This is a genomic window from Variovorax sp. P1_G12 (genome assembly GCF_056405555.1).
Window position 1 is genome coordinate 258,134 of record NZ_JBFUBW010000005.1, and the last position, 23,208, is coordinate 281,341.

Below are 23,208 nucleotides of genomic sequence, written 5' to 3' on the forward strand. Positions count from 1 at the left end.
TTGGGGCGGCCCGGCGCCGGCCTGGGTGGCCCCCACGCGCTCTCACTTCGTGGGGTTGCCGCGCGTCGAGAAGACCGCCGTGCGCCTTCTCGTAGCCGCGATGCCGGCGCTGTTTTCGTTTGACATCGATTCGTGTTTACCCTAGATTACTAACCGGCCGGTCATTAATGACCCCGTCTTCCTTCAAGGGTGCTCCATGACCGCGTCGTCCTTCATTTCCCTTCGTGGCCGTGCCTGGCTGTTGCTGGGCGCTCTCGTACTGGCCGGCTGCTCGCGTCCGCCCGCGGCCGAAGAACCGCTGCGTTCGGTCAAGGTCATCCAGGTCGGCGCCAGCACCTACGACACCGAGCCCGAGTTCTCGGCCGAGGTGAAGGCCAGGGTCGAGTCCCGGCTCGGCTTCCGCGTCGCCGGCAAGATCGCTCGCCGCCAGGCCGAACTCGGCCAGCACGTGCAGGCCGGCCAGGTGCTGGCGCAGCTCGATCCGCAGGACTTCCGCCTGGCCGCCGAGGGGGCGAGGGCGCAGCATGCCGCGGCCCTGACCAATCGCGACCTGGCGCTGGCGGATCTCAAGCGCTATCGCGAGCTGCGCGAGCAGAACTTCATCAGCGGCGCCGACCTGGAGCGCCGCGAGAGCACCTACAAGGCCGCCCAGGCGCAACTCGAGCAGGCCCAGGCGCAACTGTCCGCGCAAGGCAACCAGGCCAGCTACACCTCGCTGGTGGCCGACGTGCCAGGCATCGTCACCGCGATCGAGGCCGAGCCGGGGCAGGTGGTCGCCGCCGGCGCGCCGGTGGTGCGCATCGCGCAGGACGGCGCGCGCGATGTCGTCTTCGCGGTGCCCGAAGACCGCGCGGGCCTGATCAAGCCGGGGTCGGCGGTCACGGTGCGCGGCTGGTCCGGAGGCGGCGAATTCGAGGGCAAGGTGCGCGAGGTCGCGGCCAGCGCCGATGCGGTCACGCGCACCTATTCGGTCAAGGTGGCGATCGATGCCGCCACCGCGCCGGCGCTCGGCGCGACGGTCTACGCGCGGCCGAAGGCGCTGTCGCACAGCGGCGCGCCCGTGCTCAAGCTGCCGACCAGCGCCCTGCGCCAGGAAGGCAGCGGCACCGCGGTCTGGGTGCTCGACCCTGCCAGCTTGACGGTGCGCTTGCAGCCGGTGCAGATCGCGACCGCCGACGGCAACGAGGCGGTGATCGCTTCCGGCCTGGCGCCGGGCATGCTGGTGGTGGCGGCCGGCGTGCATGTGCTGTCGCCGGGGCAGAAGGTGTCGATCTACCGCGACAAGTCGGCGGCTGCGCAGGCGTCGGTGCGCCCGGCCGTGGCCGCGCGCTGAGGACGCCGCCATGACGTCGCAGCAGAACGCCGAACCCGGCAAGGCCGGCTTCAACCTCTCGAAATGGGCCCTCGAACACGCGGCGCTCACGCGCTACCTGATGCTGGTGCTGATGCTGCTGGGCTTCGCGTCCTACTTCCAGCTCGGCCAGGACGAGGACCCGCCCTTCACCTTCCGGGCGATGGTGGTGCGCACCTACTGGCCGGGCGCCACTGCCCAGCAGGTGGCCGAGCAGGTGACCGACAAGCTCGAGCGCACGCTGCAGGAGGCGCCCTACGCCGACAAGATCCGCAGCTACTCCAAGCCCGGCGAGTCGCAGATCATTTTCGAGATCAAGGACTCCTCCAAGCCCGGCGAGGTGGCGAACGTCTGGTACACGGTGCGCAAGAAGATCGCCGACATGCGCTCGACCCTGCCGGCCGGCGTGCAGGGGCCGTTCTTCAACGATGACTTCGGCGACGTCTACGGCGTCATCTATGCGCTCGAAAGCGACGGCTTCAGCTACGCCGAGCTCAAGACCTTCGCCGACGACGTGCGCCAGCGGCTCTTGCGCGTCAAGGACGTGGCCAAGGTCGAGCAGTTCGGCGTCCAGGACGAGAAGATCTTCATCGAAGTGTCGCAAAAGCGCATCGCGCAGCTGGGCCTGGACTTCAATGCCGTACTGGCCCAGATCGGTTCGCAGAACGCGGTCGAGAGCGCCGGCACCATCCAGGCGCCGCAGGACGTGGTGCAGGTGCGCGTGGCCGGCCAGTTCACCAGCGTCGAGCAACTGCGCGCGATGCCGATTCGCGGCAGCTCCGGCAGCCAGCTGCGCCTGGGCGACATCGCGGAGATCCGCCGCGCCTATGTCGATCCGCCGGCGATCAAGGTACGCCACCAGGGCCGCGAGGTGATCGCGCTGGGCGTCTCGATGGCCAAGGGCGGCGACATCATCGCGCTCGGCAAGGCCTTGCGCGCGGCCACCGGCGAAATCGACAAGCGGCTGCCGCTCGGCGTCAAGCTGGTGCAGGTGCAGGACCAGCCGGTGTCGGTCGCCAGCTCGGTCAACGAATTCGTCAGCGTGCTGATCGAGGCCGTGGCGATCGTGCTGGCGGTCAGCTTCATCGCCCTCGGGCTGCACAAGGGCGGGCGCTTCGGCTGGCACGTGGACATCCGTCCCGGGCTGGTGGTGGCGATCACGATCCCGCTGGTGCTGGCCGTGACCTTCCTGGCGATGAACTACCTGGGCATCGGGCTGCACAAGATATCGCTGGGCTCGCTGATCATCGCGCTCGGCCTGCTGGTGGACGACGCGATCATCGCGGTCGAGATGATGGTGCGCAAGATGGAGGAGGGCTACGACAAGGTGCGCGCCGCCACCTTCGCCTACGACGTCACGGCCAAGCCGATGCTCACCGGGACGCTGATCACCGCAGCCGGCTTCCTGCCGATCGGGCTGGCGAAATCGGTCACCGGCGAATACACCTACGCGATCTTCGCGGTCACCGTGATCGCGCTGGTGCTGAGCTGGTTTGTCTCGGTCTACTTCGTGCCCTACCTCGGCACGCTGCTGCTCAAGGTCAAGCCTCACGACCCCGACGCGCCGCCGCACGAGCTCTTCGACACCCCCTTCTACAACGCCTTCCGCAAGTCGGTGAACTGGTGCGTGGAGCACCGATGGCTGACCATCGGCGCCACGGTGCTGATGTTCGCGCTCGGCATCGTCGGCATGGGCCGCGTGCAGCAGCAGTTCTTTCCGGATTCGAGCCGGCCCGAGATCCTGGTCGAGCTGTGGTTCCCCGAGGGCACCTCCTTCGCCGCCAACGAGGACGTCGTGAAACGGGTCGAACAGCGCCTGCAGCAGGAAGAGGGCATCTCGACCGTCACGAGCTGGATCGGCTCCGGCGTGCCGCGCTTCTACCTGCCGCTGGACCAGGTGTTCCCGCAGACCAACGTGGCGCAGCTGATCCTGCTGTCCAAGGATCTCAAGATCCGCGAGAGGCTGCGCCTGCGTCTGCCGGCCGTGCTGGCAGAGGAATTTCCCGAGGCCCGGGGCCGCGTCAAGCTGCTGCCCAACGGCCCGCCGGTGCCGTACCCGGTGCAGTTCCGCGTCGTCGGCGCCGACCCCGCGCAGCTGCGGGTGCACGCCGACGAGGTCAAGGCGCTGATGCGCGAGAACGCCCACATGCGCGGCGTCAACGACAACTGGAACGAATCGGTCAAGGTGATCCGGCTCGAGGTCGACCAGGACAAGGCGCGGGCGCTGGGCGTCACCAGCCAGGCCATCGCCCAGGCCTCGCGCACCATGTTCAGCGGCACCACGGTCGGCCAGTTCCGCGAGAACGACCTCTTGATCGACATCGTGCTGCGCCAGTCGCCGGACGAGCGCGAGGCGATCTCGGACATCGGCAACGCCTACCTGCCCACCAGTTCGGGCCGCTCGATCCCGCTGACCCAGATCGCCAGGCCGGTGTTCACCTGGGAGCCGGGCGTGATGTGGCGCTGGAACCGCGACTACGCGATCACGGTGCAGGGCGACATCGTCGAAGGCCTGCAAGGTGCGACCGTCACCAGCGAACTGCTGCCGAAGCTGCGCGAACTCGAGGCCAGGTGGCTTGCGGCCGGGCAGGGCGGCTACCGCATCGAGGTGGCGGGTGCGGTGGAAGAAAGCAGCAAGGGTTCGGCCTCGATCGTGGCCGGCGTGCCGATCATGCTGTTCCTGGTGTTCACGCTGCTGATGCTCCAGCTCCACAGCTTCAGCCGCTCGCTGCTGGTCTTCATCACGGGGCCGCTCGGCATCGTCGGCGTGGCCGGCGCGCTGCTGGTCTCGAACCGGCCCTTCGGATTCGTCGCGCTGCTGGGCGTGATCGCGCTGATGGGCATGATCCAGCGCAACGCGGTGATCCTGATCGACCAGATCGAGAGCGACCGCGCCGCCGGCGTGCCGGCCTGGGACGCGATCGTCGAATCGGCGGTGCGGCGCCTGCGGCCCATCGTGCTGACCGCGGCGGCCGCGGTGCTGGCGATGATCCCGCTGTCGCGCAGCGTCTTCTGGGGCCCGATGGCGGTGGCGATCATGGGCGGCCTGATCGTCGCCACGGTGCTGACCCTGCTGGCGCTGCCGGCGATGTACGCGGCCTGCTTCGGCGTCAAGCGCGAGACGGGCGAGGCGCCAGGAACGGTTCCGGTTAGCGTTTAAAATACGCGGTTGACCGATTTCAGGCGGATGGAGCGAAGGCCCCATCCGCCGCAATTTACCGAAGGCAGGGCGCGAAGCGCGCCAGGCCATCCTCGGCAAGCACCTGAAAAACTGATAACTGGAACTGCGCGGGTGGCGAAATTGGTAGACGCACCAGGTTTAGGTCCTGACGTTCGCAAGAACGTGCCGGTTCGAGTCCGGCCCCGCGCACCAGCAAAAAAGACCCCTCAAAAGGAAGACTGAAATGACCGTGAACGTTGAAACCCTCGAGAAGCTCGAACGCAAGATCACGCTGACCTTGCCGGTCGGCACCATCCAGTCCGAGGTCGATTCGCGCCTCAAGAAGCTGGCCCGCACCGTGAAGATGGACGGTTTCCGTCCCGGCAAGGTGCCGATGAACGTGGTCGCCCAGCGCTACGGCTACTCGGTCCACTACGAGGTCATGAACGACAAGGTCGGCGAGGCCTTCTCGCAGGCCGCCAACGAGGCCAAGCTGCGGGTGGCCGGCCAGCCGCGCATCACCGAGAAGGAAGAGTCGCCCGAAGGCCAGCTGGCTTTCGACGCGGTCTTCGAGGTGTTCCCGGACGTCAAGATCAACGACCTGTCGGGCGCCGAAGTCGAGAAGATCGACGCCGAAGTCGGTGACGACGCCATCGACAAGACCCTCGATATCCTGCGCAAGCAGCGCCGCACCTTCGCCCAGCGCGCGCAAGACGCCGCGGTGGCCGACGGCGACCGCGTCACGGTCGACTTCGAGGGCAAGATCGACGGCGAGACCTTCCAGGGCGGCAAAGCAGAGGACTTCCAGTTCATCGTCGGCGAAGGCCAGATGCTCAAGGAGTTCGAGGACGCCGTGCGCGGCCTGAAGTCCGGCGACAGCCGCACCTTCCCGCTGTCGTTCCCGGCCGACTACCACGGCAAGGACGTGGCCGGCAAGCAGGCCGACTTCATGGTCACCGTGAAGAAGATCGAGGCTTCGCACCTGCCCGAAATCAACGAACAGCTGGCCAAGTCGCTCGGCATCGCCGACGCCACGGTCGAGGGCCTGCGCGCCGACATCAAGCGCAACCTCGAGCGCGAGGTCAAGTTCCGCCTGCTGGCGCGCAACAAGAACGCCGTGATGGACGCCCTGATCGCCAACGCCGAACTCGACCTGCCGAAGTCCAGCGTCCAGGCCGAAGTCGACCGCATGATCGAAGGTGCCCGCGCCGAGCTCAAGCAGCGCGGCATCAAGGACGCCGACAAGGCGCCGATCCCCGACGACGTGTTCCGTCCCCAGGCCGAGCGCCGCGTGCGCCTGGGCCTGGTGGTGGCCGAGCTGGTGCGCGCCAACAACCTGCAAGCCAAGCCGGAGCAGATCAAGGCCCACATCGACGAACTCGCCGCCAGCTACGAAAAGCCGGCCGACGTGGTGCGCTGGTATTTCAGCGACAACCGCCGCCTGGCGGAGGTCGAGGCGGTGGTGATCGAGAACAATGTCACGGATTTCGTGCTCGGCAAGGCCAAGGTCAATGCCAAGTCGGTGTCCTTCGACGAACTGATGGCCCAGCAGGGCTGATCCCTCCGGGCTCCGCGGCCATGGGGCTTGTGCTTTGTGGCACGAGCCCCATTTCGTCTGGGTACGGTACAAAACCCCTCTGGAGAGCAAACATGAGCGCACAGGACATTCAAGGCCTCGGCATGGTTCCGATGGTCATCGAGCAATCGGGCCGCGGCGAGCGTTCCTACGACATCTATTCGCGCCTGCTCAAGGAGCGCGTGATCTTCCTGGTCGGCGAAGTCAACGACCAGACCGCCAACCTGGTGGTGGCGCAGCTGCTGTTCCTCGAGAGCGAGAATCCCGACAAGGACATTTCGTTCTACATCAATTCCCCGGGCGGCAGCGTCAGCGCCGGCATGGCGATCTACGACACCATGCAGTTCATCAAGCCCGACGTGTCGACCCTGTGCATCGGCTTCGCGGCCAGCATGGGCGCCTTCCTGCTGGCGGCCGGCGAGAAGGGCAAGCGTTTCTCGCTGCCCAACTCGAAGATCATGATCCACCAGGTGCTCGGCGGCGCCCGCGGCCAGGCCACGGACATCGAGATCCACGCCCGCGACATCCTCAAGACGCGCGAGCAGATGAACCGCATCCTGGCCGAGCGCACCGGCCAGTCGTTCGAAAAGATTGCCCGCGACACCGAGCGCGACTACTTCCTGACGGCCGACGAATCGAAGGAGTACGGCCTGATCGACCAGGTCATCTCCAAGCGCAGCTGAAAGGCGCGCGCTGAGGCGAGCGCGCAACAACGGCGTTTTCCTGTGGGAAAGCGCCGTTTTTCTTCAGGCCAGCGATGGGCTTGTGGGCTTTCATCTTCGCTATCATTGTTAAACCCCTGTTACGAGGCATCTGCCCATGGCCGAGAAAAAAGGCTCCTCCAGCGAAAAAACGCTCTACTGCTCGTTCTGCGGGAAGAGTCAGCACGAGGTCAAGAAGCTGATTGCCGGACCGTCGGTCTTCATCTGCGACGAGTGCATCGACCTCTGCAACGAGATCATTCGCGACGAATTGCCGACGGGCGATGACGCGCGCGAGGCGCGCAACGACCTGCCGACCCCGCTGGAGATCAAGTCCAACCTCGACAATTACGTGATCGGCCAGGAGCCGGCCAAGCGGATGCTGTCGGTGGCGGTCTACAACCACTACAAGCGGCTGCGCCACAAGGAAAAGTCCAAGGGCGACGACGTCGAGCTCAGCAAGAGCAACATTCTCCTGATCGGCCCGACCGGTTCGGGCAAGACCCTGCTGGCGCAGACCTTGGCGCGCATGCTCGACGTGCCGTTCGTGATGGCCGACGCCACCACGTTGACCGAGGCCGGGTACGTCGGCGAGGACGTCGAGAACATCATCCAGAAGCTGCTGCAGAGCTGCAACTACGAGGTCGAGCGGGCCCAGCGCGGCATCGTCTACATCGACGAGATCGACAAGATCTCGCGCAAGTCGGACAACCCCTCGATCACCCGCGACGTCTCGGGCGAGGGCGTGCAGCAGGCGCTGCTGAAGCTGATCGAAGGCACCATGGCCAGCGTGCCGCCCCAGGGCGGGCGCAAGCACCCGAACCAGGACTTCCTGCAGATCGACACCACCAACATCCTGTTCATCTGCGGCGGCGCCTTCGCCGGGCTCGAAAAGGTGATCGAGAACCGCACCGAGGCCTCCGGCATCGGTTTCGGCGCCTCGGTCAAGAGCAAGAAGCAGCGCAGCGTCACCGAGGTGTTCCGCGAGGTCGAACCCGAGGACCTGATCAAGTTCGGGTTGATCCCTGAGCTGGTCGGGCGGATGCCGGTGGTCGCTTCGCTGGCCGAACTGAGCGAAGACGCCCTGGTGCAGATCCTGACCGAACCCAAGAATGCGGTGGTCAAGCAGTTCACCAAGCTGCTGCAGATGGAAGGCGTCGACCTCGAGATCCGTCCGGCGGCGCTCAAGGCCATTGCCCGCAAGGCCCTGGCGCGCAAGACCGGCGCGCGCGGCCTGCGCTCGATCCTCGAGCAGTCGCTGATCGACACCATGTTCGAGCTGCCGAACGCCACCAATGTCGACAAGGTGGTGGTCGAGGAGTCGACCATCGACGAGAACAAGCCACCGCTGCTGGTCTATCGCGAGGCCGCCAAAAAGGCCTGAATGCAGCTGCACCGGACGCGCCCTTCCCGCCAGGCGTCCGGCGTCTTCGACGAAGACCGTGCCCGCCCACTTGAAAAGTGCGCGCGGCCGACCATCTTTCCATGATCAAGTAAAGGATTTCCATGTCCGGTCATACCCCCCTGCCTGCTTCCGAGCTCGACCTGCCGCTGTTGCCGCTGCGCGACGTGGTCGTGTTCCCTCACATGGTGATTCCGCTTTTCGTCGGCCGGCCCAAGAGCATCAAGGCGCTTGAGTTGGCGATGGAAGCCGAGCGCCGCATCATGCTGGTGGCGCAGAAGGCCGCCGCCAAGGACGAGCCCTCGGTCGAGGACATGTTCGAGGTCGGCTGCATCTCGACCATCCTGCAGATGCTGAAGCTGCCCGACGGCACGGTGAAAGTGCTGGTCGAGGGCCAGCAACGCGCCCGCGTGAACCGCATCGACGACGGCGAGACCCATTTCTCGGCCAACGTGACGCCGGTCGAGGCGGCCGAGGCGGCGGCCCAGAAGGGCACCGAGGTCGAGGCGCTGCGCCGTGCCGTGATGCAGCAGTTCGACCAGTACGTGAAGCTCAACAAGAAGATCCCGCCCGAGATACTGACCTCGATCTCGAGCATCGACGATCCGGGCCGGCTGGCCGACACCATCGCGGCGCACCTGCCGCTCAAGCTCGACAACAAGCAGGCGGTGCTCGACCTGGACGACATCAAGGCCCGGCTCGAGAACCTGTTCGGCCAGCTCGAGCGCGAGGTCGACATCCTCAACGTCGACAAGAAGATCCGCGGCCGCGTGAAGCGCCAGATGGAAAAGAACCAGCGCGACTTCTACCTGAACGAGCAGGTCAAGGCGATCCAGAAGGAGCTCGGCGAGGGCGAGGAGGGCGCGGACATCGAGGAGATCGAGAAGAAGATCAAGCTCGCCAAGATGCCCAAGGACGCGCTCAAGAAGGCCGAGAGCGAGCTCAAGAAGCTCAAGCTGATGTCGCCGATGTCGGCCGAGGCCACCGTGGTGCGCAACTACATCGACGTGCTGATCGGCCTGCCCTGGAGCAAGAAGACCAAGATCAAGCACGACCTCGCGAACGCCGAAGCGGTGCTCAACGAGGATCACTACGGCCTCGAGAAGGTCAAGGACCGCATCCTGGAATATCTCGCGGTGCAGCAGCGCGTCGACAAGGTCAAGGCGCCGATCCTGTGCCTGGTCGGCCCTCCGGGCGTCGGCAAGACCTCGCTCGGGCAGTCGATCGCGAAGGCGACCGGCCGCAAGTACACCCGCATGGCGCTGGGCGGCATGCGTGACGAGGCCGAGATCCGCGGTCATCGCCGCACCTACATCGGCGCACTGCCGGGCAAGGTGCTGCAGAGCCTGAACAAGGTCGGCACGCGCAACCCGCTGTTCCTGCTCGACGAGATCGACAAGCTGGGCACCGACTTCCGCGGCGACCCGTCGAGCGCGCTGCTCGAGGTGCTCGACCCCGAGCAGAACCACACTTTCGGCGACCACTACGTCGAGGTCGACTTCGACCTCTCCGACGTGATGTTCGTCGCCACCTCGAACTCGATGAACATCCCGCCGGCCCTGCTGGACCGGATGGAAGTGATCCGCCTGGCGGGCTACACCGAGGACGAGAAGACCCACATCGCGCTGAAGTACCTGCTGCCCAAGCAGATGAAGAACAACGGCGTGAAGGAAGAAGAGCTGCTGATCAACGAGGAAGCGGTGCGCGACATCGTGCGCTACTACACCCGTGAGGCCGGCGTGCGCTCGCTCGAGCGCGAGCTCTCGAAGATCTGCCGCAAGGTGGTCAAGGGCCTGCTGCTGAAGAAGATGGAGCCCAAGGTGCTGGTCACCGGCGCGAACCTCAACGACTTCCTCGGCGTGCGCAAGTACAGCTTCGGCCTGGCCGAGAAGCAGAGCCAGGTCGGCCAGGTGGTGGGCCTCGCGTGGACCGAGGTCGGCGGCGACCTGCTCACGATCGAGGCGGTGACCATGCCCGGCAAGGGCGTGATCAGCCGCACCGGATCGCTCGGCGACGTGATGAAGGAATCGGTGGAAGCGGCGCGCACCGTGGTGCGCAGCCGTGCCCGCCGGCTCGGCATCAAGGATGAAGTGTTCGAGAAGCGCGACATCCACATCCACGTGCCCGATGGTGCGACGCCCAAGGACGGCCCGAGCGCAGGCGCGGCGATGACCACCGCCTTCGTCTCGGCGCTGACCGGCATCCCGGTGCGCGGCGACGTCGCCATGACCGGCGAGATCACGCTGCGCGGCGAGGTCACGGCGATCGGCGGCCTGAAGGAAAAACTGCTGGCGGCGTTGCGCGGCGGCATCAAGACGGTGCTGATTCCGGAAGAGAACGCCAAGGACCTGCAGGACATCCCGGAGAACGTGAAGAACGGCCTCGAGATCGTGCCCGTGAAGTGGATCGACAAGGTGCTCGAGATCGCCCTGGAGAAGATGCCGACGCCGTTGTCCGACGAGGAGGTTGCCGCCTCTGCGGCTGCGGTGGCCGAACTGGCCAAGCAGCGCGCAGCGACGCCGGTGGAAGGTTCAGTGAAGCATTGAGCTTCGAGAGTTGCGGGGCCTCGAAAAATTGCTATATAATTCGAGGCTCGAAACGCGGGAATAGCTCAGTTGGTAGAGCGCAACCTTGCCAAGGTTGAGGTCGAGAGTTCGAGACTCTTTTCCCGCTCCAGTTTTAAGAAAAGGGAAGCTTCAAGCTTCCCTTTTTTTCGAGTCCAAGAAGAATTAGTAAAGCGTGGCGCGATAGCAAAGCGGTTATGCAACGGATTGCAAATCCGTCTAGCCCGGTTCGACTCCGGGTCGCGCCTCCACCGACATCGATACCGAAAATGCAGCCCCGCCAACCCACGTTGCCGGGGCTGTATTCGTTTGCGGTATCGTCGTTGTCCGACCGGAAGCCCGGATGGTGAAATTGGTAGACACATCGGACTTAAAATCCGCCGCTTCCTGAATAAGGGGCATACCGGTTCGACCCCGGTTCCGGGCACCACCACACTACAAGGGAGCAAGACATGCCTCGCTACAACGCTCCGTTCGAAATCCATGTGCACGGCGATGTGCCGCTGCGTTCCGACGTGAGCTTCGAGCAGATCCAGGAAGCGCTCGCCCCGCTCTGGAAATACGCCGGCGCCAAGTCGCTGGCCGATGGCGCCACCAGCGTCTACGAAGAAGAGCCCGGCATCCGCTTCGAGCAGAAGGAGCACATGCTCCAGATCTGCTGGACCGTGGCCGGCGACGAGGACTTCCGCCAGGCGCTCGACGAGATGTGCATGGCCCTCAACGAGTTGTCCGAGCAGGGCGCGGCGCTCGAGGTCACCTTCTACGACACCGACTTCGACGAGGAAGAGGGCGACCCCGACGAGGAGTCGCGCGACGACTTCCTGATGCTCTTCGTCGGTCCGAATCCGGCGGCGATCATGCAAGTTCAGCGCGACCTGCTGGTCGAGGACGTGGTGAACCTGATGGAACGCCATTTCGACGGCGCCGAGCTCGGCGGCGTGGTGGCCGAGATCGACAAGCTCTTCGGCGACCGCTTCGACGCGCTGGTGAACTCGCTCGAGATCGGCAAGCGCCCGCGCGGCGGCACCGGCGGTCCCGGCAGCGGCGGCCACGGCGGCGGCCGCCGTCCGCGCCACCTGCACTAGGCCTGTTCACAGGCCCACGCGTTCCTGACGCGGGGCGGCCACGCCGCTCCGCTATGCTCGGCGACCTTCCTTTCACGGAGTCCTCGCTTGGCCCTGTTTCCCCAATCCGCCCTCCAGCCCGGCGTGCGCAAGCGCGAAGTGTTCGGCTGGGCGATGTACGACTTCGCCAATTCGGGCTACACCACGGTGGTCATCACCGCCGTGTTCGCCGCCTATTTCGTCGGCGGCATCGCCCAGGGCGCGCCCTGGGGCGCCTTCGCCTGGACCGTGGCGCTCAGCATCTCGTACGCGATCGTGATGGTCACGATGCCCGCGATCGGCGCCTGGGCCGACCTGCACGCGGCCAAGAAGCGGGTGCTGGTCACCGTGACCCTGGCCTGCGTGGCGGGCACCGCGGCGCTGGCCCTGACGCCGCGCCTGACGGGGCCCTACGCCGTGGCGCTCGCGATGGCGCTGGTGATCGTCTCCAACGCCTTCTATTCCTACGGCGAGTCGCTCACCGGCGCCTTCCTGCCGGAACTCGCCACCGCCGAGGGCATGGGCAAGGTCAGCGGCTGGGGCTGGGCCTTCGGCTACCTCGGCGGCATGCTGGCGCTGGGCCTGTGCCTGGCCTATGTGCTCTCGGCCCAGGCGCGCGGACTGCCGGCCGCGCATTTCGTGCCGGTCACGATGCTGATCACGGCAGCGATCTATGGCGCGGCGGCCTGCGTCACCTTCGCGCTGCTGCCCGAGCGCGCGCTGCCGCAGCAGCGCGGCCCCGACCAGAGCGCCTGGCTGCAGCTGCGCGACACCTTCCGGGAGGCCCGCGCCTATCGCGACTTCATGTGGCTGCTGGCCTGCACCGTCTGCTACCAGGGGGGCGTGGCGGTGGCGATCACGCTGGCGGCGATCTACGCCGAGCAGGTGATCGGCTTCGTGCCCAGCGAGACGATGGTGCTGATCTTCGTGCTCAATATCGCGGCGGCGCTCGGCGCCTTCGGCTTCGGCTACCTGCAGGACCGGATCGGCCATCGGCGCTCGCTGGCGGGCACGCTGGTCGCCTGGATCGCGGTCTGCCTGATCGCCGCCTCGGTGAGCACCAAGGGCGGCTTCTGGTGGGCCGCCGCGATCGCCGGCCTGGCCATGGGGTCCAGCCAGTCGGCCGGGCGCGCCATGACCGGCATCCTGGCGCCGCCGCGCCAACTGGCCGAGTTCTTCGGTCTCTGGACCTTCGCCACCCGGCTCGCGAGCATCGTGGGGCCGCTGAGCTACGGCGCGATCACCTGGGCGACCGGCGGCAACCAGCGGATCGCAATCCTCTCGACGGCGGTGCTTTTCATCGGGGGGCTGCTGCTTCTGCTGCCGATCGACATGCGGCGCGGGCGGGAAGCGGCGCTGCGGGCCTGAGCTTCGCGTGCGCCTGAGGCCAGGCCGGCGCCGGACCGCCAGGGCGGCGAAGTCCGCGCTTCGCACGGACGGGCGGCCTGCAGCGTCCCTCTCGGGGGGCAGCGACCACACGCAGTGAGGGAGCGTGGGGGCTCAATCCATCGGCGCGGCGCCCTTGGCCAGGCGGTAGCGCGTGCCGTCGTAGCGCAGCACGCGTGACTTGAAGGTCTGCCGCTGCGCCTGCGTGACGCATTCGTCTCCCAGCGGGCTCGAGCGGCTTTCGGAGCGGGCCTGGTGCAGGAGCAGGTCGGCATAGCCGCCGGTGCTGCTACGGGCCACGGAGAGGCTGCCGCGCACGGTCTCGAAGCTGCCGGTGCAACTGGTGTCCCATTCGCCTTGCTCGAGCACGAGTTCAAGCCCGTCGAGCACTTTCGCGAGCTTCGGCCCCTGGGGCACATAGAGCGACAGGCTCTCGTTCGAATAGGGATTGGCGCGCGAGGAGCCCTGGCGCAGGATGCGCAGCCCGAAGGCGCGCGCGTCGGGCGCCAGCGCATAGCGCGTGCCGTCGACTCGGATCTCGCCGATGCGCACCGCGTCCTCGGTCAGCACGTCTTCCTCGAACAGCCGGCTCACGACCTTGGCGCGCTCGGTGTTGCCGTTGTCGGCCTGCTGGACCACGAGCACGTCGAGATCGAACTGGCGGGGGCCGGGCTCTGTCGACGGGCGCGGCAGAGGCAGCACGACGATGAAGCGGCCCGGGACGCCGCGCCACGGTTCGCAAACGGCGCGTTCGTGGTCGAGCGTGCGCTTCGGATGCAGCTTGGCATGCATGCGCTCCGCCAGGCCGGTGTCGCAGGCTGCCTGGGAGGCGATGCCGAAGCTGCCCAGCAGCCCGCCAAGAAGCAGCGCGCGGCGCAGGCGGCGCATCAGGCGGGCGCCGCGAGCCAGCGGGCGGCCGCGGCGTTCAGCGATTCGGGGGCGCCGCTGCTCAGCAGGCACAGGTCGCCGATGCCTTCGGTGCGCTGCGTGCCGGCCTGGGCAAGCAAGCGCAGCGTCTGCTGCGCCACTGGGGCGCCGGTATCGATGAAGCGGACCGCTTCCCCGGTGTGGCGGCGCAATTCGTCGGCGATGAAGGGGTAGTGGGTGCAGCCCAGTACCAGCGTGTCGAGCTGGCCGTCGCCGCGGCCGAAGCGCCCTGCGGCGGCCGAATACTGTTCGCACAGCGCCGAGATCCGCGCCGCGTCGGAGCGCTCGATGGCGCCGGCCAGGCCGTCGCAGGCCACGATGCTGAAGGTGGCCTGTCCGGCCAGCGAGGCGAGCAGCGTCTGGAACTTGCGGCTCTCGACGGTCACGCGGGTCGCCAGCACCGCGATGTGCCCGGTTCGGCTCAGCGCCACCGCGGGCTTGAGTGCGGGCTCGACGCCGACCACGGGCAGCGCCGGGTGGTCGGCGCGCAGCCGGTGGATCGCGGCCGCGGTGGCGGTGTTGCAGGCCACCACCAGCGCCTTGATCCGGTGCGCATCGAGCAGGTGGCGCGCCACGGTGGCACTGCGTTCGGCAACGAAGGCGTCGCCGCGCTCGCCGTAAGGCGCATGGGCGGTGTCGGCGAAGTAGACGAAGCGCTCGCGCGGCAAGGCCTCGCGCAGCGCGTTGAGGACGCTCAGGCCCCCGACGCCGCTGTCGAACACGCCGATCGGATCGTCGGCATGCACGGGCCCGTCGACGCGCGCCAGGCTCAAACCGGTTCCAGCGTGATGGTCTTGAACTCGCCGCTGGCGATGCGCTTCTGCCATTCGGCCGGGCCCGTGATGTGGGCGCTGGTGCCGCCGGCATCGACTGCCACCGTGACCGGCATGTCGACCACGTCGAACTCGTAGATGGCTTCCATGCCGAGGTCCGCGAAGCCGACCACACGGGCCGTCTTGATGGCCTTGCTCACCAGGTAGGCGGCGCCGCCGACCGCCATCAGGTAGGCGCTCTGGTGCTTCTTGATGGCCTCGATCGCGACCGGGCCGCGCTCGGCCTTGCCGATCATCGCGATCAGGCCGGTCTGGGCCAGCATCATCTCGGTGAAGCCGTCCATGCGGGTGGCGGTGGTCGGGCCGGCGGGGCCGACGGCCTCGTTGCCGACCGGGTCGACCGGGCCGACGTAATAGATGACGCGGTTGGTGAAGTCCACCGGCAGCTTCTCGCCCGTGGCCAGCATGTCGGAGATGCGCTTGTGGGCGGCATCGCGGCCGGTCAGCATCTTGCCGTTGAGCAGCAGCGTGTCGCCGGGCTTCCAGCTGGCGACTTCGGCCGGCGTGAGCTGGTCGAGGTCGACCCGCTTGCTCTTGTTGTAGTCGGGCTGCCAGTCGATCTTCGGCCAGAGGTCGAGCGAGGGCGCCTCGAGGTAGACCGGGCCCGAGCCGTCGAGCACGAAGTGCGCGTGGCGGGTCGCGGCGCAGTTCGGGATCATCGCCACCGGCTTGCTGGCCGCGTGCGTGGGGTACATCTGGATCTTGACGTCGAGCACGGTGGAGAGGCCGCCCAGGCCTTGCGCGCCGATGCCCAGCGCGTTGACCTTCTCGTACAGCTCGATGCGCAGCGCCTCGACCTTGGTCAGCTCGGCGCCCGAGGCCTTCTTGGCCTGCAGCTCGTGCATGTCGAGGTCGTCCATCAGGCTTTGCTTGGCCATCAGCGCGGCCTTCTCGGCGGTGCCGCCGATGCCGATGCCCAGCATGCCCGGCGGGCACCAGCCGGCGCCCATGGTCGGCACGGTCTTGAGCACCCAGTCGACGATGCTGTCGCCCGGGTTCAGCATCGCGAGCTTGCTCTTGTTCTCGCTGCCGCCGCCCTTGGCCGCGACGGTCACTTCGACCGTGTTGCCGGGGACGATCTCGGTGAAGATCACGGCCGGCGTGTTGTCCTTGGTGTTCTTGCGGTCGAACTGCGGGTCGGCCACGACCGAGGCGCGCAGCGTGTTGTCGGGGTGGTTGTAGCCGCGGCGCACGCCTTCGTTGATGGCGTCGTCCAGGCTGCCCGTGAAGCCGCCCCAGCGCACGTCCATGCCCACCTTCAGGAACACGTTGACGATGCCGGTGTCCTGGCAGATCGGGCGGTGGCCGGTCGCGCTCATCTTGCTGTTGGTCAGGATCTGCGCCATCGCGTCCTTGGCCGCCGGGCTCTGCTCGCGCTCGTAGGCGCGGGCCAGGTGGGCGATGTAGTCAGCCGGGTGGTAGTAGCTGATGTATTGCAGCGCGGCGGAAACCGACTCGATCAGGTCGGCTTGCTGAATGGTGGTCATGGTGGGGAAACGTTCTTGTGAGTGGGGGGACGCCCCGCGATTATCTCAGCCGGTAAAAACCCGCGGGCGCCTCACCTCGCCGCGGCCCGCGCCTCCTGGATCCAGCCGTCGAACAGCGTCTGGTGGACCCGGATCCAGCCGTCGACATGGCGCTCGACGTCCCGCTGGGTGTTGGCGCCCTGGCTCATGCGCAGGTTCTGGGCGTTGATGTCGGCGATCGGCAGCTTCATGGTCTCGAACAGGCGGCCGGCCGCAGGATTCTTCGCGACGAAGTCCTTGTTGGCGACGATCTGCTGCCGGTTGGCCAGGAAGCCGTAGTTTCTGCCGTTGGGGAGCCGGGTGTCGACGCTGTCGCCCTGCGAGGACGAGAACGGCACCTGCAGCCAGACCACGTCCGTGCCCGGCCGCAGCACGGCGCTGACCCAATAGGGCGTCCAGGTGTAGTAGAGGATCGGCTGGCCTTGCTTGAAGCGCGCGATGGTATCGGCCATCAGCGCCGCGTAGCTGCCTTGCCTGTGGGTCACGCTGTCGCGCAGCTGGTAGGCCGCGAGGTGGTTCTCGATCGCCAGTTCGCAGCCCCAGCCGGGGTTGCAGCCGGTCAGGTCCGCCTTGCCGTCGCCGTCGGTGTCGAACAGCTTCGCAATCGCCGGGTCCTTCAACTGGTCGATGCTGGTGATGCCGTACTGGTCGGCCGTTTTCCGGTCGATCAGGTAGCCCTGGACCGCACCGTCCGCATAGACCCCCTGGCGAAACAGACGGGCATCGCCGCCGCTGTTCCTGTAGAAGTCGGCGTGCAGCAGGTTCCAGTGGTTGGCCATGAAGGTGGCGTCCCCGTTGGCGATCGCCAGGTGCTCGGTGGCGGGTTCGAGGTCCTTCATCGGTTCGACCGCGTAGCCGAGCTTCTCCAGGGCCCTGGACACCAGCAGCGTCTGGAACATCTCTTCCGCCAGCGAGCTCTTGAGCGGCTGAACCGTGACGCCCTTGCCCGGCAGATCAGTGTTGGCGCGGGCCTGGGTGGCGAGGCCGAGGGCCAGCAGGCCGATGGCCAGCAGGCTGCGTGCGACGGGGCGGGTTCTTCTCATGCGTTGGATTCCTTCGAAGGTCATGGCCAGGCCCTTCACTGCACTTGCGTGGACAAGGCCGCAACGGGGTCGTTCTCGCCGCGCGACGGGCGCACCAGGCGATGCAGCAGGCGCAGCGCGAGGCCGGCCGGGCCGGTCTGCCACCAGCGGCGCGCGCTGCTGCGGCGCGACCGGCCCATGGCCTGGGTCAGGCGGTCGAGCGTGATGGCCAGCAGCACGATGCCCAGGCCGCCGACGGTCGCCAGGCCCATGTCGAGCCGGCCGATGCCGCGCAGCACCATCTGGCCCAGCCCGCCGACGGCGATCATCGAGGCGATCACCACCATCGACAGCGAGAGCATCAGCGCCTGGTTGATGCCCGCCATGATGGAGGGCATGGCCAGCGGCAACTGCACCTTCACGAGCATCTGCCAGGGCGATGCCCCGTAGGCGCGGGCGGCCTCGATCAGGTCCGGCCGCACCTGGCGCAGGCCCAGGTTGGTCAGGCGCACCAGCGGCGCCAGCGCGAAGATGATGGTCACGATCACGCCCGGCACGTTGCCGATGCCGAACAGCATCACCACCGGCACCAGGTAGACGAAGGCGGGCGTGGTCTGCATCGCATCGAGCACCGGGCGCATCAGGCGCTGGGCCCGGTCGCTGCTGGCCAGCAGCACGCCCATCGGCAGGCCGACACCCAAGCAGAACACCAGCGAGGTCAGCACCAGCGACAGCGTGACCATCGCTTCGGACCAGATGCCGAGCAGCGCCACCAGCAGCAGCGACACGGCGGTGCCGATGGCGAGCTTGCGGCCGGCGAACTGCCAGGCCAGCAGGCCGATCAGCGCGATCATGGCCAGTGCCGGGAGACCGTTGAGAAGGCCCTGCACCCAGGTCAGCGTGCCGTCGATGGGCAGCCGCACGGTCTGGAAAAAGGGGCGGAAGTGCTCGACCACCCAGCCGAGCCCCTGATTGATCCAGGACTCGACGGGCATGGAGCCATCCCAGAGGCGTTGCAGCTGGAAGCCGCCGGCCGCGGGATCGGCCGAACCGGCCAGTTGCCGGGCCGCGTCGATCGGGGCCGGTGCATCGAGCCAGTTGCTGGTCGCCGACGCATCGGGCGTCGCGGAGACGCTGGCCCAGGGGTCGATGGATGTCTGCGGCGGCAGCGACGGCGGCGACGCCACGGCGTCATTCAACGGGGCGAGTTCGGAAGGAAGTGCGGTGTCGTTCATCAAGAGGTCCTTCGGGGTCAGAGCGTTTCGGCGATGGCGACGGCAGTCGCGGGCTCCATCGGCGGCGTGTCGCGGTCGAGGAACTTCAGCAGCGTGGTCTTGCTGATGGCCCCGCAGAAGCGGCCGTCGCCGGCCACCACCGGCACGGCGCACGGCGCCTGTGCCACTTGCCCGAACAGGCCGGCCACGGGCGCATCCGCCGCGATCGGCGGCAGCGCATCCAGGAACGCGTGCTGCAGGCCCAGCGGGCCCGAATGCCCGTCGAGGGCCGCGCGCAGCGTGTCGGCCGACACCGTGCCCAGGTAGCGCTTGCCGGCGCTCACCACGTAGGCGTGGTCGCGGTCCTGGTCCTCGAGCAGCTTGAGCGCCGCGCGTGCGCCGCGGTCGGCGTGCTCCGAGACCACGGTGAGCGACTTGCGCGCGATGTCCGCGGCCTTGAAGACCGCCGCGGCATCGACGCCGCGCACGAAGCTGCGCACGTAGTCGTCGGCCGGGCTGCGCAGGATCTCGTCCGGCGTGCCGACCTGGATCACGTGGCCGTCCTTCATGATGGCGATGCGGTCGCCGATGCGCATGGCCTCGTCGAGGTCGTGGGAGATGAAGACGATGGTGCGGCGCTGGGCCTGCTGGAGGCGCAGCAGCTCCGACTGCATCTCGGTCCGGATGATCGGGTCGAGCGCCGAGAAGGCTTCGTCCATCAGCAGGATGGACGGATCCGAGGCCAGCGCGCGCGCCAGGCCCACGCGCTGCTGCATGCCGCCCGAGAGTTCGTCGGGGTAACTGTCGCCCCAGCCGGCGAGCCCCACCTGCGCCAGCGCCTGGTCGGCCTGGTCGAGGCGTTCCTTCTTGCCGGTGCCGGCGAGCTCGAGGCCGAAGGCGGTGTTCTCGCGCACCGTCATGTGCGGCATCAGGGCGAAGGACTGGAACACCATGCTGATGTCCTTGCGGCGCAGCGCGCGCAGTTTCGCGTCGGAATGCTCGTTGATGTCCGCGCCGTCGATCACGATGCGGCCGGCGGTCGGCTCGATCAGCCGGTTGAGCAGCCGCACCAGCGTCGACTTGCCCGAGCCCGAGAGGCCCATGATGACGAAGATCTCGCCAGCCTGGATCTCGAAGGTGGCGTCGAACACGCCGATCGACTGGCCGGTGCGCGCCAGGATCTCCTTCTTGGAAAGGCCTTGGCGGACCAGGTCCAGGGCCTGTTCCGGCTCGTCGCCGAAGACCTTGAACACGTGATCGATGAGAATTCCTTTGGCCATACGCCGGGGCTCCTTGTAGGAAGGGTGGACAGGGCGTCGCCCACGAGGGCGACGGCGGCCGCGCCATCAGCCGATGGGTCCCCCGGAGCGCGCGCGCAGCGGCCCGGCGAGCCTCAAGGGCTGCCGATGGGCACTGAAGACGACATGGCGACGAAACCCGTGCCCACCGGATGCTTCATTCGCAGAACAGCGGGCCTGGTCGAGGGGCGCCGCCTGGATGAGCGTGGCGTAGCAATGGGGCCGGAAAAAAACCGGCCGGTTGCCGGGCTGGACCCGGCGCAAGAGGATCCTGCACCGCGACGGGATTCGGAGATCCGCGAGTAGTGCAGGCTGATCAACATGACTTGTTGATCGTCTGGGAAGGTGGATTATAACTTTTTGACATGAAGAGTCAAGGCTGCGCAGCCAGATCAAATGCGAGCCATTCTTGTTCGAGGCGATACTCGGCATAGCGCCCGGTGAACGGCCGATCCCCTATCCCTGACAGAGGAGTTCCTTCATGACGACATCCCCTCAGACCCGCGTCGAACGCGACACCTTCGGCCCGATCGAGGTCCCTGCGGACAAGCTGTGGGGCGCGCAGACCCAGCGCTCGCTGCAGAACTTCGACATCTCCGGCGAGCGGCAGCCGCGCGAGATCATCCGCGCCCTGGCGCAGGTCAAGCGCGCCTCGGCGGTGGTGAACCATGCGCTGGGCCTCCAGGACGAAAGGAAGACCCAGGCCATCGCCGCCGCCGCCGACGAAGTGATCGCCGGCCGGCACGCCGACGAGTTCCCTCTGGTGGTCTGGCAGACCGGTTCGGGCACGCAGACGAACATGAACGTCAACGAGGTGCTGGCCAACCGCGCCAGCGAACTGCTGGGCGGCGAGCGCGGAGAGGGGCGCCTCGTGCATCCGAACGATGACGTCAACCGCAGCCAGTCGTCGAACGACGTGTTCCCGACCGCGATGCACGTCGCGGCGGTCGAGGCGATCACGCACAAGCTGCTGCCGGCGATCGCCAGGCTGCGCGGGACGCTGGAAAAGAAATCGACCGACTTCGCCGACATCGTGAAGATCGGCCGCACCCATCTGCAGGATGCCACGCCGCTGACGCTGGGGCAGGAGTTCTCAGGCTATGTCGCGCAACTTGCGCACGGCGAGGCGCATGTGCGCGCCGCGCTGCCGCACCTGTGCGAACTGGCGCTGGGCGGGACCGCGGTGGGCACCGGGCTGAATGCGCCCAAGGGCTATGCCGAACAGGTGGCGGCCGAACTGGCGAAGCGCACCGGGTTGCCCTTCGTCACGGCACCGAACAAGTTCGAGGCGATGGCCAGCGTCGACGCGCTGGTGCACGCGCACGGCGCCTTGAAGACCCTCGCTGCGAGCCTGATGAAGATCGCCAACGACGTGCGCTGGCTTGCCAGCGGGCCGCGCAGCGGCATCGGCGAGCTCAGCATTCCCGAGAACGAGCCCGGCTCCTCGATCATGCCGGGCAAGGTCAACCCGACGCAGAGCGAGGCGGTCACGATGCTCGCGGCCCAGGTGTTCGGCAACGACGTCGCGATCAACTTCGGCGGTGCCTCCGGCAACTTCGAGCTCAACGTGTTCCGTCCGATGGTGGCGCACAACTTCCTGCAGAGCGTGCGCCTGCTGGCCGACGGCATGGTGAGCTTCAATGACCATTGCGCCGTGGGCATCGAGCCGAACCGCGAGCGCATCAGCGAACTGGTCCAGCGCTCGCTGATGCTGGTGACCGCGCTCAACACCCACATCGGCTACGACAAGGCGGCTTTCATCGCGAAAAAGGCGCACAAGGAAGGCAGCAGCCTGCGCGAGGCGGCGATCGCTTCCGGTCACCTCACGGCCGAGCAGTTCGACCAGTGGGTGGTGCCGGAGAACATGACGGGGCGCCTGCCGTGAGCGCTCCCGCAGGTCAGTGGGCGTCTTCGAGGGTCCGGGACATCAGCCTGTCCGTGTAGGCAATCGCAATCGCCGACAGCAGGAAGGTGATGTGGATCGCGGTCTGCGCAATCAGCACGCGGTCGGTGTAGTTGTCCGCGTTGATGAAGGTCTTGAGCAGGTGGATCGAGCTGATGCCGATGATGGCGGTGGCCAGCTTGACCTTCAGCACCGAGGCGTTGACGTGGCTCAGCCATTCGGGCTGGTCGCGATGGCCTTCGAGGTTCAGGCGGCTGACGAAGGTCTCGTAGCCGCCGACGATCACCATGATCAGCAGGTTGGAGATCATCACCACGTCGATCAGCGCCAGCACCACCAGCATGATCACGGTTTCGTTCAGCGTCGTGACCGGCGCGGCGGTCTTGTAGCCGATGCTGGTGACCAGGGCTTCGAGCGCATCCGTGCTGCCGAAGGCGGCCTCGGCCAGATGCGTGAGCTCGACCAGGAAATGCATCACGTACACGGCCTGGGCGACGATCAGGCCCAGATACAGCGGCAGCTGCAGCCAGCGGCTGGCGAAGATCAGGTTGGGGAGCGGACGCAGCGGCGAGACTTTGCCGCGATTCGGAAGAAGGGTGTCGTCGTTTGACATCGAAAGGTTTCGGCGGGACTTGCCAACAACTGTAAACGCGCGATTCTAGGGGCTGCCCCATGAGGCCTTGTGCAGGCTGGGGTCGTTAATATGTGCCGTCAGTCGGCCGTAAGTGCCGAACCCGACATTACCGCCCGTCATCACGTTTGGTACAGGAGACAAGAATGAGCAGCGCATCCACGATCGAATCCGTCCTGGTCGAGAACCGTGTCTTCCCGCCCGACGAGCGGGCCACCAAAGGGGCGCGCATCGCCAGCATGGCGGCGTACGACGCGCTCTGCAAGGAAGCCGCGGACGATTTCGACGGCTTCTGGGCCCGCCAGGCGCAAGCCAACGTGGTGTGGACCCAGCCCTTCACGCGCACGCTCGACGAATCGAATGCGCCTTTCTACAAGTGGTTCGAGGACGGCGAGCTCAACGCCTCGGCCAACTGCCTGGACAAGCACATCGGCACGCCGGTCGAGCACAAGACCGCGATCGTCTTCGAGGCCGACGACGGCGTGGTCACCCAGGTCACGTACAAGGAACTGCTGGCGCGCGTCTCGCAGTTCGCCAATGCGCTCAAGGCCGAAGGCATCCGCAAGGGCGACCGGGTCGTCATCTACATGCCGATGACCATCGAAGGCGTG

The 23,208-nt window shown here is 67.0% G+C and carries 17 protein-coding genes and 4 tRNA genes; 14 read left to right on the forward strand and 7 right to left on the reverse strand.

All coding sequences use genetic code 11. The features are described from left to right. Positions 1-196 precede the first annotated feature (196 nt). The 12 genes from AC1D2O_RS08245 (at position 197) to AC1D2O_RS08300 (ending at position 13,225) form a co-directional block, all read left to right on the forward strand. Positions 197-1,333 carry an efflux RND transporter periplasmic adaptor subunit gene (locus AC1D2O_RS08245; RefSeq protein ID WP_478094860.1) on the forward strand — a complete coding sequence of 379 codons (1,137 nt, stop codon included), beginning with the start codon at positions 197-199 and terminating at the stop codon, positions 1,331-1,333. A 10-nt stretch (positions 1,334-1,343) separates the two neighbouring features. Further along, positions 1,344-4,511, forward strand: a complete 3,168-nt coding sequence (locus AC1D2O_RS08250; protein ID WP_478156691.1) for an efflux RND transporter permease subunit — start codon at positions 1,344-1,346, stop codon at positions 4,509-4,511. A 126-nt stretch (positions 4,512-4,637) separates the two neighbouring features. Next, positions 4,638-4,724, forward strand: a tRNA-Leu gene (locus AC1D2O_RS08255). A 31-nt stretch (positions 4,725-4,755) separates the two neighbouring features. Then, entirely contained in the window at positions 4,756-6,069 is a 1,314-nt protein-coding gene (gene tig / locus AC1D2O_RS08260; protein ID WP_478094219.1) for a trigger factor, read from the forward strand. A 92-nt stretch (positions 6,070-6,161) separates the two neighbouring features. After that, a complete protein-coding gene (gene clpP / locus AC1D2O_RS08265; protein ID WP_442282646.1) occupies positions 6,162-6,770 on the forward strand; it encodes an ATP-dependent Clp endopeptidase proteolytic subunit ClpP in 609 nt (202 codons plus the stop codon). A gap of 136 nt (positions 6,771-6,906) precedes the next feature. Further along, entirely contained in the window at positions 6,907-8,172 is a 1,266-nt protein-coding gene (clpX, locus tag AC1D2O_RS08270; protein ID WP_478094807.1) for an ATP-dependent Clp protease ATP-binding subunit ClpX, read from the forward strand. A 122-nt stretch (positions 8,173-8,294) separates the two neighbouring features. Next, positions 8,295-10,736: an endopeptidase La gene (gene lon / locus AC1D2O_RS08275; protein ID WP_478156693.1), complete on the forward strand. Its 2,442-nt coding sequence runs from the start codon at positions 8,295-8,297 to the stop codon at positions 10,734-10,736. Positions 10,737-10,790: 54 nt separating this feature from the next. Further along, positions 10,791-10,866, forward strand: a tRNA-Gly gene (locus AC1D2O_RS08280). A gap of 65 nt (positions 10,867-10,931) precedes the next feature. Then, positions 10,932-11,005, forward strand: a tRNA-Cys gene (locus AC1D2O_RS08285). Between the two features lie 86 nt (positions 11,006-11,091). Continuing rightward, positions 11,092-11,184, forward strand: a tRNA-Leu gene (locus AC1D2O_RS08290). Positions 11,185-11,206: 22 nt separating this feature from the next. Then, on the forward strand, positions 11,207-11,839 hold the full coding sequence (locus AC1D2O_RS08295; RefSeq protein ID WP_478156694.1) for a DUF6806 family protein: 633 nt from the start codon (positions 11,207-11,209) through the stop codon (positions 11,837-11,839). A gap of 87 nt (positions 11,840-11,926) precedes the next feature. Next, a complete protein-coding gene (locus tag AC1D2O_RS08300; protein ID WP_478156696.1) occupies positions 11,927-13,225 on the forward strand; it encodes an MFS transporter in 1,299 nt (432 codons plus the stop codon). A gap of 132 nt (positions 13,226-13,357) precedes the next feature. On the opposite strand, the gene AC1D2O_RS08305 is transcribed toward AC1D2O_RS08300, so the two are convergent. The 6 genes from AC1D2O_RS08305 to proV form a co-directional block, all read right to left on the reverse strand. Then, positions 13,358-14,131 (reverse strand): PA3715 family protein, encoded by a 774-nt coding sequence (locus AC1D2O_RS08305; protein WP_478093502.1) that lies wholly within the window; start codon positions 14,129-14,131, stop codon positions 13,358-13,360. Next, positions 14,131-14,943, reverse strand: coding sequence for a glutamate racemase (gene murI / locus AC1D2O_RS08310; RefSeq protein WP_478093500.1), 813 nt, complete (start codon positions 14,941-14,943; stop codon positions 14,131-14,133). The genes AC1D2O_RS08305 and murI overlap by 1 nt, the downstream gene beginning before the upstream one ends. After that, the gene (locus AC1D2O_RS08315; protein ID WP_478093498.1) at positions 14,940-16,490 is read right to left on the reverse strand and encodes a fumarate hydratase; all 1,551 of its coding nucleotides are present in this window, start codon (positions 16,488-16,490) and stop codon (positions 14,940-14,942) included. Before AC1D2O_RS08315 ends, murI begins: the two co-directional genes overlap by 4 nt. Before the next feature lie 71 nt (positions 16,491-16,561). Then, positions 16,562-17,572 carry a glycine betaine/L-proline ABC transporter substrate-binding protein ProX gene (proX, locus tag AC1D2O_RS08320; RefSeq protein WP_478093496.1) on the reverse strand — a complete coding sequence of 337 codons (1,011 nt, stop codon included), beginning with the start codon at positions 17,570-17,572 and terminating at the stop codon, positions 16,562-16,564. A 35-nt stretch (positions 17,573-17,607) separates the two neighbouring features. Next, complete coding sequence (gene proW / locus AC1D2O_RS08325) at positions 17,608-18,786, reverse strand: glycine betaine/L-proline ABC transporter permease ProW (RefSeq protein WP_478156698.1); 1,179 nt, start codon at positions 18,784-18,786, stop codon at positions 17,608-17,610. 17 nt (positions 18,787-18,803) lie between these two features. After that, positions 18,804-20,045 carry a glycine betaine/L-proline ABC transporter ATP-binding protein ProV gene (gene proV, locus AC1D2O_RS08330; RefSeq protein WP_478156699.1) on the reverse strand — a complete coding sequence of 414 codons (1,242 nt, stop codon included), beginning with the start codon at positions 20,043-20,045 and terminating at the stop codon, positions 18,804-18,806. Positions 20,046-20,544: 499 nt separating this feature from the next. Here proV and fumC point away from each other — a divergent pair, with 499 nt between their 5' ends. Next, positions 20,545-21,948, forward strand: coding sequence for a class II fumarate hydratase (gene fumC, locus AC1D2O_RS08335; RefSeq protein WP_478156701.1), 1,404 nt, complete (start codon positions 20,545-20,547; stop codon positions 21,946-21,948). Between the two features lie 13 nt (positions 21,949-21,961). On the opposite strand, the gene AC1D2O_RS08340 is transcribed toward fumC, so the two are convergent. Next, positions 21,962-22,579, reverse strand: coding sequence for a YqhA family protein (locus tag AC1D2O_RS08340; RefSeq protein ID WP_478090567.1), 618 nt, complete (start codon positions 22,577-22,579; stop codon positions 21,962-21,964). 164 nt (positions 22,580-22,743) lie between these two features. On the opposite strand from AC1D2O_RS08340, the gene AC1D2O_RS08345 reads away from it, so the two are divergent. After that, a partial coding sequence (locus AC1D2O_RS08345) for an acetyl-coenzyme A synthetase N-terminal domain-containing protein (RefSeq protein ID WP_478156702.1) occupies positions 22,744-23,208 on the forward strand: 465 nt, incomplete at its 3' end.